The sequence below is a fragment of the Microbacterium sp. UBA7513 genome (assembly GCF_002478345.1).
Lineage (GTDB): Bacteria > Actinomycetota > Actinomycetes > Actinomycetales > Microbacteriaceae > Microbacterium.
In genome coordinates, this window is the sequence record NZ_DLNJ01000002.1 from 110,222 (window position 1) to 122,646 (window position 12,425).

Sequence of the window (12,425 nt, forward strand, 5' to 3'; positions counted from 1 at the left end):
CATTCCCGCGGATGGATACGGCTCAACGCTGGCATCGAGGGCACCAGAACGTGATCCGCTCGCGGGTCGGATCGGCCCCCAGCTCCCCGCGGCGGATGAGCGTTCCGCAGCGTCGGCAGGGGCGTCCAGCGCGTCCGTAGACCCACGTCGCCTGGCCCGGACGATCGATGCCGGTGAAGGTGCGGTTGCGGCGGTCGCGGTTCGCGCGGATGGTCCGCACGCCCAGGTCGAGCAGGGCGGCGACGTCGACCTCCGGAGTCGGCGTGGTCGGCAGGATTCCGCGGAGGAACAGGAGCTCTGCCGCGTACTCGTTGCCGAAGCCCGCGACGTTGCGCTGATCGAGGAGGGCGACGTGGATGGCCCGGGTGTCGGCGCCGAGTCGTCGCGCGGCCTCGATCGGGTCCCAGTCGGCGGCGAGGGGATCGGGACCGAGGTAGCCGACGAGGTCGTCTTCATCGCGGGTGGCGACGACTTCGATGTCGGCGATGTCCACGCCCACGGCCTCGCGTTCGGCCGTGCCGACGATCGCCCGCACCTTGAAGGCCGGATGCCTCCACTTCTCACCCGGCCGGTACACGAACCAGGCGCCGTCCATGCGCAGATGCGAATGCAGCGTGCTCTCGCCGATCCGCAGCAGAAGGTGCTTCCCGCGGGGGACCACGCCCTGCACACGCTGCCCGGTGAGATCGAGGGTCGCGTAGCGCGGAACACGGAGGTCGAAGCGGGTCACCTCCCCGCCCGCGAGGGCCTCGTCCAGACGGCGGGCCGTGCGGAAGACGGTATCGCCCTCGGGCATCAGGCGACCCCGGGTGTGCGGTCGCGCGGTCCCGGGGTCGGTGCGGGGGCAGCGACGGCGAGCGGGGTGCGGACCTGCATGTCGCGTGCCAGCATCGTGCTTCCCGCGACCGCGGCCGGCATCACGGCGACCGCGCCGCCCGGGATGAGGAAGCAGAGCTGGGTGGCGACGCCGAAGCCCAGCACACGGGCGCGACTGCCCGAGAACAGCGCGGCGCGGGCGGCGGGGCTGAGATCCCGGGCGTCGAAGGCGCGCCCGGTCAGCTCCCGCGCGAGCAGGCGGCCCGTGAGGACCACGCCGGACACCGCGCCGAGGACGCCGCCCACCCCGGGAACGAGGCCGATGAGCAGCACGAGCACGGCGATGAGGATGCCGAGCACGACGAGCCGGAGCCCCTCGCCCACGGTGGTCCAGAAGCTGCCGCCGTCGGCGGGGGGCGGGTCGCCGAGATCCTTCTCCACGGCGTGCCAGATCCGCTGGTAGAACGGGTCGCCGATCGTGAGGGTGAGGGCGCTGAACACCGAACTGGCCAGCGCGAGCGCGGCGGCGACCACCACGAGGCTGACCGCGGTCCGCAGGAACCCGCGCCAGGGCTCCACCCATCCGTCGGCGAAGGGGGTGAGCCAGGCGGACAGCGAGGGCAGCGACAGGATCAGCGGCACGAGGACGGCGGCGAGGAGCACGAGCGCGATGATCGCGGGGACGAGCCCGAGCGCCATCAGCCCTGGGCGGGTGCGCCATACGCCGAACCCGCGGAACAGGGTGCGGACGCCGGCGGCGAACTCTCGGATCATGGCTCCAGGGTAGGGGTGGGTCAGTAGTGGTAGCGGGCTTGCAGGATGGTCACGTGGCGATCGGTCGCCGTGTAGACGAGGCGATGAGCTTCATCGATGCGCCGTGACCACGCGCCGGCGAGAGCGTGCTTGAGGGGCTCGGGCTTTCCGATCCCCTGGAAGGGATCGTCGCGGAGGGTGTCGGCGATCAGGAGGTTGATCCGTTTGAGAGTGCGCCGGTCCTCGGTCTGCCAGTGGACGTAGTCCTCCCACCCCTGGGGGGTCCAGACGAGAAGTCGAACAGTCATGCCTCGTCGAGGTCGTGCTCCGAGACGTCGCCGTCGTGGACCGCGGCCAGGGCGCTGAGGAGTCGCCGGGCGTTCGCGGGCGAGCGCAGCAGATAACTCGTCTCCACCAGGGAGTCGTACTCCGCCTTGGACATGAGGATGGCGCTGCCGCGGCGGGACGTGATCTCGACCTCGTTGTGATCCTGGTTCACCCGCTCGATCAGGCCGAAGAGATCGCGTCGCGCTTCGCTCGTCGTGATGGCCATGTTGTTCCCCTTCTGGTACGGAATATGGTACCACTCGTGGTCGTGGTGAGTCCGGGTCAGACGGCTTTGCGGAGCGTGAAGCCGCGCGGCGTCTGCACGAAGCCCGCCTCCTGCAGAGCCCGCCCGAGGATCGTGCCGTAGACCCCCTCGCCGTTCACCTTCTCGACGGTGAGGGTGTCGAGGCGGCGGTCCCTGGCTGTCGTCGCGAGGTCGGCGGCGGCGGCCTGCAGGACCTCCTCGTCGTCCGTGAAGCACAGCACGGTTCGTCCGCCGCGCTCGAGTGACAAGACGAGGGCACCGTCGACGAGCACCACGAGGCCCCCGGCCTTGCGGCCGGGTCGATGCGACACGCCCTCGAGCTTCGGCCACCCGAGCGCCGCGCCGTACGGGTTCGCCGGGTCGGTGGCCGCCAGGGTGACGGCTTTCCGCGGTGGTGGGTCGGCGAGGCCGGCGTACGTGCGGAGACGGTCGACCGTGGCGGAGGCGGCGAACTGCGCGGCGCCGAGCTTCTCGATCACGTAGCCGCGGCGGCAGTGCCCCGCCTCCTCGAACCCGGCCAGCACGCGGTACGCCTGCGCGAAACCGCCCGGGACGCCCTCCGACTGCACGGCCCCGCGGGTGACCACGCCGTAGCGGTCGAGGAGCAGTCCGGCGGTGACGGTCGCGCGCCGCGCCGGATCGGTCTCGACCTCGGGGAGCAGCGACCAGCGACCGCCGATGGAGGTCGGGCGCGGAGCGGTCCGCGTGAGCGACATGCCGCGATAGGTGCGCGCACGCGGAGCCCGGCGCTTGACCTTATGGGCCTGGGAGCCCCCGGTCAGCAGCGAGCGGATCGGCGCGAACGTGTCGTTGGTGACGTGCCCGGACCAGGTCAGCGACCACAGGGCCTCCAGCACCGACTGCTCGTTCTCGGCGCCGGTCATCTCCTTGAGCTGCGCGGCGAAGTACGCGCCGCCCGCCGCGAGGGCCGCGAGGAGACGTGCCTCCAGCGACTCCGCGGCGATCTCCGCGTCCGGATCGGGCAGGGTGAACGGGGCGAGATCGGCCGGGTGCAGCGAAACCCACCCGTCGCGCCCGGGGAGCGTGCCGTGTCCGGACCAGATCACCTCGCCCGCGGCCGTGAGCTCGTCGAGCATCGCCGGGCTGTAGTCGCGCACCCGCGACGGCAGGACGAGCGACTCCCAGGCGCTGGCGGGGATGGGGACGCCGGCGAACTGCTCGATCACGGTGAGCACGCCGTCGATGCCCTCCAGGGGTCGACCGAGGTGCTGCCAGTCCGGAAGGAACCGCGCGTAGGCCTCCGGGGAGACCGGCTCGACGGACCCGCGGATCGCCGCGAGTGACCGCATGCGCAGCCGCCGCAGCACCTCGGTGTCGCACCACTCGATGTCGTCCCCGCTGCCGGCCGCGGTGGGGAGGAAGTACCCGCTCGTGAGGCGGCCGTTCGTCTCCAGGCGCTGCAGGGTGTGCCGGGCGACCGCGGTACCGAGACCGAAGCGCTCGGCGACGGCTGCGGTGGTGAACGGCCCGTGGGTGCGGGCATGACGGGCCACGAGGTCGCCCAGAGGATCCGCCAAGGGCTCGAGGAAGGCCACGGGGATGCCGGTCGGCAGGGCCGCTCCGAGAGCGTCACGCAAGCGCCCGGCGTCTTCGATCGCGGCGACCCTGGACACCCCGGCGATCGTGACGGGGATGGCCCTCCGCGCGGTGACGAGGTCGTCGAGCAGCGTCGCCGCGGTCGCTCCGTTGGTGGACTCCGGATCGAGGCGTGCCGCCACCTCGTCGGCGTCGAGGGGGCCGAGCAGCCGGAGCAGGTCGGCGACGCCCTCAAGGCCGCGCGCCCGACGCTCCGGGTCGAGGCGCTGGGCCTCGCGCTCGAACTGCGCGATGACGTCGGGGTCGAGGAGCTCGCGCAGCTCGACCGTGCCCAGGAGCTCGCCGAGCAGCGCGGGATCGACGGACAGGGCGGCCGCTCGGCGCTCGGCCAGCGGCGAGTCGCCCTCGTACATGAAAGCGCCGACGTAGCCGAAGAGCAGGTCGCGCGCGAACGGCGACGGCTGCCCCGGCTGGGTCTCGACGAGGCGGATGCGGCGGTCGGCGATGCTCGTCGCGAGCTTCCGCAGCGAGGGCAGGTCGTAGACGTCCTGCAGCACCTCGCGCAGGGTCTCCAGGATCACGGGGAACGTCGGGTGCCGGCGTGCGACCTCGAGGAGCTGGGCCGAGCGCTGGCGCTGCTGCCACAGCGGCGTGCGGCGGTTGGGATTCGTGCGAGGCATGAGCAGCGCCCGCGCGGCGCACTCGCGGAACCGCGAGGCGAACAGTGCCGAGCCGCCGACCTCCTGCGTGACGAGCTGCTCCAGCTCGTCCGGGTCGAACACGAAGAGCTCCGCCCCGGGCGGCTCCGACTCGGCGTCGGGGATGCGCACGATGATGCCGTCGTCGCTCGCCACCGCGGAGCCCTCGACGCCGAGACGCTCCCGCACCCGCGCATTGATGGCGAGCGCCCACGGCGCATGCACCTTCATGCCGTACGGGGAATGCAGGATGACGCGCCAGTCGCCGACTTCGTCGTGTCCTCGCTCCACGGTGAGCGTACGGTCCGTCGGCAGGGTGCCCGTGGCCTCCCGCTGCTCGGAGAGATGCGCGAGGAGGTTGGCGCGCGCCTGCTCGTCGAGACCGGCCGCGATGAGCCGCTGCTCCGCCTTCTCCGGCTTCGCGGCGGACACCTCGCGGGAGAACGCCCCGAGCGCCTCGCCCAGCTCGAACGGGCGGCCGATGCCGTCGCCGTGCCAGAACGGCACCTTGCCGGGCTGGCCGTAGGCGGGGATGACGTTGACCCGGTCGTGGGTGATCTCGGCGATGCGCCAGCTCGTGGTGCCCAGGGTGAACACGTCGCCGACCCGGGACTCGTAGACCATCTCCTCGTCGAGCTCGCCCACCCGGGCACCCGTGGACTCGCCGGCCACGAAGACGCCGAAGAGTCCCCGGTCGGGGATGGTGCCGCCGCTGGTGACCGCGATCCGCTGTGCCCCCGGGCGGCCCGTGAGCGTGCCGGCGTCGCGATCCCAGACGAGGCGCGGGCGCAGCTCGGCGAACTCGTCGGAGGGGAAGCGGCCGGCCAGCAGGTCGAGCGTGGCCTCGTACGCGGAGCGGGGGAGCGACTGGAACGGGGCGGAACGGCGGACGGTCTCGAACCACTCCTCGACGCTGATCGCTCCGAGGGCGCTGGCCGCGACGGTCTGCTGGGCGAGGATGTCGAGCGGGTTCCGCGGCACCTGGATGGCCTCGATCTTCCCCGCGAGCATCCGCTCCGTCACGATCGCCGTGTGCAGCACGTCGCCCCGGTGCTTCGGGAACAGGGCCGCGCGGCTGATCTCGCCGACCTGGTGCCCGGCCCGTCCCACGCGCTGGAGCCCGGAGGCCGCGGACGGCGGTGCCTCGACCTGGATCACGAGGTCGACGGCACCCATGTCGATGCCGAGCTCCAGGCTGCTCGTGGCGACCACACAGCGGAGCACCCCCGACTTCAGCTCCTCCTCGACCTGCGCGCGCTGCTCCTTCGACACCGAGCCGTGGTGAGCCTTGGCGAGCACGGGATCGGCGCCGGCGGTCGACCCCGCCTGTGCCATCATCGCGGCGGGCACGGTCGGCTCCGGAAGAGCGACCCCGATCCGCTCCGCATAGATCTCGTTCAGCCGTCCGGTCAGCCGTTCGGCGAGGCGGCGGGAGTTCGCGAAGACGATGGTCGAGTTGTTCTGGAGGATGCGGTCGACGATCGCCTCCTCGACATGCGGCCACACCGAGCCGGTGACCTCGGTGTACTCCGCATCGATCGCCGGGGCTTCCGGCGGCGCCCCGGGCGGCGGTGGCGGGTTGGTCATGTCGTCCATCGGCACGACGACGCCGAGCTCGAAGGTCTTCGATGCCGGGGGAGCGACGATCTCGACCGGGTCGGCGCCGCCGAGGAAGCGCGCGACCTCGTCGATCGGGCGGACGGTGGCCGAGAGGCCGATGCGCTGCGCTGCGGTCTCCGCGCCGTGGGACCGGCGGAGGGCATCGAGGCGCTCCAGGCTCACCGCGAGGTGCGCGCCGCGCTTGGTGGCGGCGACTGCGTGCACCTCGTCGATGATGACCGTGTGCACGTCGCGCAGGGTGTCGCCGGCCCGGCTCGTGAGCATGAGGTACAGCGACTCGGGCGTCGTGATGAGGATGTCGGGCGGATCGGACACGAGCTTGCGGCGATCGCTCGACGTGGTGTCACCGGAACGGACGCCCACCGTGATGCCGGGGGCGGTGAGACCGAGTCGCCGCGCGGACTGCCCGATGCCGATGAGGGGGGAGCGCAGGTTGCGCTCCACGTCCACGCCGAGAGCCTTGAGCGGCGAGATATAGAGGATCCGCGTGCGCGACCCGTCCTTCTTCGGCTCCTCCGGGAGGTCGGCGCGCTCGCGGAACACGCTGTCGATCGCCCAGAGGAACGCCGACAGCGTCTTGCCGGACCCGGTCGGGGCGACGACGAGGGCGTGCTTGCCGGCGGAGATCGCCTCCCACGCGCCCGCCTGTGCCGGCGTGGGGGCGGTGAAGGCACCCCGGAACCAGTCCTGTGTGGCCGGGGCGAAGCGGTCGAGCACGTCGCTCATGCCTCCATCATTCCCGACCCCACCGACATCCGGCCCGGACCTTGACAGCCCCCTGTTTCGCCCGCACGACCTCGTTCCGCCCGCACGACCGGAACCGTGGTTCGGTCGTGCGGGCGGACCCAGGTCGTGCAGACGGAACGAGGGATGGGGTCACCCGACCTCCCGCAACCCGTCGTCGGCATCGATCTCGAGGGTGAGGTCGAGGTCGAGTCGGGCGAGGAAGGCGTCGTCGTGGCTCACGACGAGCACCGCCCCGCGGTACGCCCGCAGCGCCTCGACGAGCTGGTCGACCGTGTCGAGGTCGAGGTTGTTCGTCGGCTCGTCGAGGACGACGAGGTGCGGAGCCGGATCCGTGAGGAGCAGTCGGGCCAGGGCGACCCGGAACCTCTCCCCGCCGGAGAGCGCCGACACCGGGCGGTCGGTCGTCCCGCCTCGGATGAGGAACCGGGCGAGCCGGTTGCGGAGCTCCTTCTCCGGGACCTGGGGTGCCGCGGCGGCCACGTTCTCGAACACGGACAGGCCCTCGTCGAGACCGTCCACCCGCTGTGGCAGGTAGCCGATCCGGTCGGTGAGCGCCTCCACCCGCAGTTCCGGACGTTCCGGCGCGCGTCCTCCGGAGTCGGGCGTGACGCCGGAGACCAGCCGTTCCAGCAGCGTCGTCTTTCCGGCGCCGTTGCGGCCGATCAGGGCCACACGCTCCGGACCCTGGATCACCCAGGACCGATCCGGCCCGCCGAGCTCGGCGATCCGCCGGCTCCGCGACACGTCGGGGTCCGGCAGCTCGATCTTCATCGAGGCGTCGGAGCGGACCCGTCGCCCCGCTGCGTCGTGTGCCGCGCGGGCCGCGTCCTCCTTCGCGCCGACCTCGGTGCGCAGCCTCCCCGCGGATACCTCGGCGGCCATCTTGCGACCGTGTGCGACGATCTTCGGGACGCGCTTCTCGACCTCGGCCTTCTTGGCGGTCCGGGCCCGGTGGGCGAGCTTGACCTCGGCCTCGATCCGCTGGCGCTTCTCCTTGCGGAGCACCTGGGCGGCGGCGACCTCGGCCTGCTTCGCCGCGTCCTGCTCCGCGTCCAGCCACGCGCGCCACTCGGAGTAGGGGCCGCCGAACACGGAGAGGTTCCGTCCGTACAGCTCGGCGGTGTCGTCCATGAGCTCGAGCAGAGCGAGGTCGTGGCTCACGACGATGAGCGTGCCCTTCCAGGACTGCACCATCGCGGCGAGGGCCGCTCTGGCGTCGCGGTCGAGGTTGTTCGTCGGCTCGTCGAGGAGGGTGACCGGGGCTCGCCTAAGCCGGATGCCGGCGATCGCGACGAGCACGGCCTCCCCTCCGGACAGCTCGCCGACCGTGCGGTCGAGGAATGCGGGGGCGAGCCCGGCCTCCGCGAGGGAGGCCTCCGCTCGCGCCTCGATGTCCCAGTCGTCGCCGACCGCGTCGAAGTGCGCGGGGTCGACGTCACCGGCGGTGATGGCCCGCACGGCATCGAGGGCTGCCGACACCCCGAGGAGGTCGGACACCCGGCGGTCCACGTCGAGTGTGAGCTGCTGGGGGAGGAAGGCGACCTCGCCCGAGGTGCTGAGGATTCCGGAGGTGGGGGAGAGCTCCCCGGCGATCAGCCGGAGCAGCGTGGACTTGCCGGCGCCGTTGCGGCCGACCAGTCCCGTGCGTCCGGCACCGAAGGCTCCGGACACGCCGTCGAGGGCGACCGTGCCGTCGGGCCAGGTGAGGGAGAGGCGGTCGAGGACGACGGCGGCGTGCGAGGAAGAGGGCTGTGACATGGGGTGTCTCCTGTCGAGTGCGAGGGTGCACTGACACCGAGCCCTTCGGACCGTGGAGTCACGGAAGCGGAGGAGGGCGTCTGCCGGGGAGTCGGCGATCGTCGGGTCAGCGCGCGAGAAGAGGGGCGCGGAGGCGACGATTCAGATCAAAGGACTTCCAGACACGGCGGACAGGACGCCACGACGATACCCGGGCGTGTCACGCCGCGCAACTCCCGGGCGTGTCGCCGCTCCGTCGCGCGGGGGATGCGGGGCCGCGGGACGGCTCGTACCGTGGAGGCATGGCAGACGATCGGAACCCCAGTCCCGACGAGATGCGCGCACGGACGGGCCTCGGCATCGGTCTCGCGCTCGGCGTGGCCATCGGCGTCTCGATGGGGATGGCGCTGGGCAACTGGATCCTGGGCATCGGGATCGGTCTCGCGATCGGCGTCGCCCTGTCCGTGGCGTTCCGCGGTTCCGGGGGCGGCAGGGGAGACTCGGCGGAAGGCGATGCCGATGACCCGGACTCCGCAGACGGCGCTCAGGACGGCCGGGACCCCTCCGCCTGATCCGCGTCGATCCCCTCGACCCAGGTCGTGAGGAACCGGTGCACGTCGCCGAGCTCCTCCTCGGAGATGCTGTGGGTCAGTCCGCTGTAGACGCGACCGGAGAGGGACGTGTGCGCGGGGAGCCATTGCGCCGTGTGGGCGATCAGCGGCGCGGGGATGACGTCGTCGTGCGAACCGCGGCCCCAGAACACCGGGGGGCTGACCTCCGCGAGGTGCGCATCTCCGGGGAGGGCGTCCGGGGCGGCGTACCCGCTCAGCGCGACGACCGCGCCGAACCGTTCGGGGGCCAGCCGCAGCGCCTGGAGCGACACCGCGGCGCCCTGGGAGAACCCGAGCAGCGCCACTGACGGCGCGTCCGCCGCGGCGTCGTCGAGCCAGCGCAGGAACGCCTCCGCCGCGAGGGTGACGGCGGTGGAGCTGCGTCCGTCGAGCCCCTCGATCGGGTACCAGGAGCGACCGGGCGTCGGCCACGGTGGGGCGAGCGGTGCGGCGACGGAGGCCACGGCGATGCCGGCGGGGAGATACGGGACGAGGCCGAAGAGGTCGTGCTCGTCGGCGCCGTACCCGTGCAGCAGCACGAGCAGCGGGAGCCCGGCGCGGTCGGTGGGCGACCAGCGCGTCGCGGCAGCGTCGATCGTCAGGTTCTCGGTCACATCGTCATCCTGCCAGGGCTCGCGCCGGTGCTGCCATCGGCGAGGACGGCTGGTAGAAAGGAGGCATGGCGGTGCGCACACCCGATCCGGAGCCGGAGCCCGAAGACGAGGGCCTCGGTTCGTTCCGCGATGCGAACCCGCCGGCGCCGGATGCGAACCCGGGCTGGCTGAGCGACATCGAGCTGGAAGAGGCGCGGCGCCACCTCCCGATGCTCTACGTCGAGGCGATCCCCGTGCGCACCGACGGCTCCGGTCAGGTCACCGAGATCGGCGTGCTGCTGCGGTCCACCCCGCTCGGCGAGATCACACGCACGATCGTGTCGGGCCGCGTGCGCTTCGGCGAGACGATCCGCGACGCGCTGTTCCGCCACGTCGAGAACGACCTCGGCCCCATGGCCTTCCCGCTCCTTCCGCCGCAGCCGCTGCCGTTCACGGTGGCCGAGTACTTCCCGATCCCGGGGGTGAGCGCGTATCACGACGACCGTCAGCACGCCGTCTCCCTCGCCTTCGTGGTGCCCGTGACCGGGACGTGCGAGCCGCGCCAGGACGCCCTCGAGGTGACATGGTTCTCGCCCGAGGCCGCCGCCTCCGACGCCGTCGCCGCCGAGATGGAGGGCGGCCGCGGCACCCTCATCCGCCACGCGCTCGCCAGCCTCGGCCTTCTCCGCTGACGCTCGTCCTTCTCCCCGAGACCCCGGGTTCGCGTCGAGACCCCGGCTACGGCGCGCGCATAGGGCAGGGTCTGGGCGAGAACCCGGGGTCTCGGCGCAAGGTCCGGCTTGTCTTCCGAGCCAGGGACCCTGTATTCATGACGAAGGTGATCTGCTCAGAACGCCCTGATCCGCGCGGTCGTCGACCGCGTCCGTCCCGAAGGATGCCCATGGCGTTCGCCGCTTCACTCCGCACCCTCCGCGCGCTGGCCGTCACGGTCGCCGCTGCAGTCCTCGCCTCCGGGCTCGTCTTCGTCGCGGCACCCGCCACGGCGACGGTTGCGCCCGACCCCGCCTTCCCCGGGGTCGCCGAAGCGCTTCCCGCGGCGGTGGAAGCGGCCGCGAAGGTCGCTGCCGCCGATCCCGGTGAGGCGGATCCGGCGGGCACCGCCACCGTCACCGGACGGGTCACGTTCCCGGACGGCACCGATCTGCGCACGGGACGGACGTTCGTCGCGGCCTATGCGCCGGGGGCGGACGCCGGTTCCCCGCTCGCGGCCGCCGCCGTGATCGATGGGTCTTACACCCTGCGCGTCCCGCAGGGTGACGTCGTCCTCGGTGTGGTGTCGGAGGGACGCGCCGTCTTCGATCAGGGTGGTCCGCAGAGCGGCGAGCTCGTGTCCGTGGGGCCCGACGGGGTCGTGCGGGACGTGCTGCTGGAGCGCTCCGCCCTCGTCTCCGGGCGCGTCACCGCGCCGGCGGGCGTGGACATCACCGGACAGCGGGTCGTCGTCGCCGTCTACCCGGTGGCCGGAGCGGGGGCCGCAGTCGCCGCTGCCAACGTCGTGACGGACGCCGGTACCTTCGCCGTCGGCGGGCTGCCGGCGGGCGAGTATCGCGTCGCTTTCGTGTCCTCGGTCGCGGGCGCGGTCTCGGAGTGGTGGCAGGACGCACCTCGATTCGAGAAGGCGCGGCCGCTCGTGCTGGCTGCAGGGGAGGCGCGGCCGGGGATCGATGCCGCACTCGAGGCGCTGCACCGCATGGAGACCTCGGTGCCCACGATCAGCGGTACGCCTGTCGTCGGGCAGACCCTTCGAGCGCTCCCGGGGGCTTGGACCGCGGGGGCCGCGCTCAGCTACCAGTGGTACGCGAACGGAAAGGCGATCAGCAAGGCGACAGCCTCCTCCCTCGCGCTGACGACGGCGCACGCGGGGACGCGCATCACCGTTCAGGTGACCGGGAAGAAGGCCGCCTTCTCCTCAGTGACGGTCGCCTCCGCCGCGACGGCTGCCGTGCTCCGCCCGCTCGTCGCGCCGACGCCGTCGATCACCGGTACGCCGACCGTCGGGCAGACCCTCAAGGTCCGGACAGGAACCTGGACGACGGGAACACGGCTGACGTATCAGTGGTACATCAACGGCGCCGCTGTCGCCCGAGCCACCGCAGCCTCGTTCACGCTCCCGTCGGCGGCGGCCGTGAAGACGGTGACGGTCGTCGTCTCCGGGACCAAAGCCGGGTACGCCGCCGCATCACGGCGCTCGAAGCCGACGGCCGCGGTGAAGGGGATCCTGTCCGCACCGACGCCTCGGATCACCGGATCGGCGATCGTGGGCTCTCGCCTCACCGCCGTGCCGTATACCTGGACCAGCGGCACCCGGCTGAGCTACCAGTGGTATCTCAATGGCCGGGCCATCTCACGGGCGACCGGCTCGACGCTCGTCGTCACCCCGGCCATGGTGAAGGCGAGGATCACAGTCCGCGTCACCGGAACGAAGAGCGGCTACATCTCCGCCGCGCGCACATCGGCTCGGACGGCCGCCGTCGTCTATCCGGGGCGCACCAAGCCGATCTCGACCTGGAACTGCCCTGCCTGGGCTCCCATCAAGGGCAACGCGCAGTCGATGATCTACCACGTGCGGAGCGGGGCGTACTACGCGAAGACCAAGCCCGAGGTGTGCTTCTCCACGGAGAGCGCCGCCGTCAAGGCCGGCTACCGCAAGTCGAAGCGGTAGACGACCCTCCGCCCAGAC

The 12,425-nt window shown here is 72.2% G+C and carries 10 protein-coding genes; 3 read left to right on the forward strand and 7 right to left on the reverse strand.

Annotation, left to right across the window (positions count from 1 at the left end; all coding sequences use genetic code 11):
- Positions 1 to 22 precede the first annotated feature (22 nt).
- From B2W79_RS00665 to B2W79_RS00690, 6 genes are all read right to left on the reverse strand, one after another.
- A complete protein-coding gene (locus B2W79_RS00665) occupies positions 23 to 796 on the reverse strand; it encodes a DNA-formamidopyrimidine glycosylase family protein (protein ID WP_292785976.1) in 774 nt (257 codons plus the stop codon).
- A complete protein-coding gene (locus B2W79_RS00670) occupies positions 796 to 1,590 on the reverse strand; it encodes an EI24 domain-containing protein (protein ID WP_292785978.1) in 795 nt (264 codons plus the stop codon). The genes B2W79_RS00665 and B2W79_RS00670 overlap by 1 nt, the downstream gene beginning before the upstream one ends.
- A gap of 20 nt (positions 1,591 to 1,610) precedes the next feature.
- Positions 1,611 to 1,877 carry a Txe/YoeB family addiction module toxin gene (locus B2W79_RS00675; RefSeq protein WP_292785980.1) on the reverse strand — a complete coding sequence of 89 codons (267 nt, stop codon included), beginning with the start codon at positions 1,875 to 1,877 and terminating at the stop codon, positions 1,611 to 1,613.
- The gene (locus tag B2W79_RS00680; RefSeq protein ID WP_292785982.1) at positions 1,874 to 2,122 is read right to left on the reverse strand and encodes a type II toxin-antitoxin system Phd/YefM family antitoxin; all 249 of its coding nucleotides are present in this window, start codon (positions 2,120 to 2,122) and stop codon (positions 1,874 to 1,876) included. The genes B2W79_RS00675 and B2W79_RS00680 overlap by 4 nt, the downstream gene beginning before the upstream one ends.
- A 56-nt stretch (positions 2,123 to 2,178) precedes the next feature.
- On the reverse strand, positions 2,179 to 6,762 hold the full coding sequence (locus B2W79_RS00685) for an ATP-dependent helicase (protein WP_292785984.1): 4,584 nt from the start codon (positions 6,760 to 6,762) through the stop codon (positions 2,179 to 2,181).
- A gap of 150 nt (positions 6,763 to 6,912) precedes the next feature.
- Positions 6,913 to 8,541 carry an ABC-F family ATP-binding cassette domain-containing protein gene (locus tag B2W79_RS00690; RefSeq protein ID WP_292785986.1) on the reverse strand — a complete coding sequence of 543 codons (1,629 nt, stop codon included), beginning with the start codon at positions 8,539 to 8,541 and terminating at the stop codon, positions 6,913 to 6,915.
- 281 nt (positions 8,542 to 8,822) lie between these two features.
- Here B2W79_RS00690 and B2W79_RS00695 point away from each other — a divergent pair, with 281 nt between their 5' ends.
- Entirely contained in the window at positions 8,823 to 9,092 is a 270-nt protein-coding gene (locus B2W79_RS00695; RefSeq protein ID WP_292785988.1) for a hypothetical protein, read from the forward strand.
- On the opposite strand, the gene B2W79_RS00700 is transcribed toward B2W79_RS00695, so the two are convergent.
- Positions 9,065 to 9,745, reverse strand: a complete 681-nt coding sequence (locus tag B2W79_RS00700; RefSeq protein ID WP_071328997.1) for an alpha/beta hydrolase — start codon at positions 9,743 to 9,745, stop codon at positions 9,065 to 9,067. The two genes, B2W79_RS00695 and B2W79_RS00700, sit on opposite strands and share 28 nt — an antisense overlap.
- Positions 9,746 to 9,810: 65 nt before the next feature.
- On the opposite strand from B2W79_RS00700, the gene B2W79_RS00705 reads away from it, so the two are divergent.
- Both B2W79_RS00705 and B2W79_RS00710 read left to right on the forward strand, forming a co-directional pair.
- Complete coding sequence (locus B2W79_RS00705; protein WP_071328996.1) at positions 9,811 to 10,416, forward strand: DUF4916 domain-containing protein; 606 nt, start codon at positions 9,811 to 9,813, stop codon at positions 10,414 to 10,416.
- Between the two features lie 209 nt (positions 10,417 to 10,625).
- Positions 10,626 to 12,407, forward strand: a complete 1,782-nt coding sequence (locus B2W79_RS00710) for a hypothetical protein (protein WP_292785991.1) — start codon at positions 10,626 to 10,628, stop codon at positions 12,405 to 12,407.
- Positions 12,408 to 12,425 lie beyond the last annotated feature (18 nt).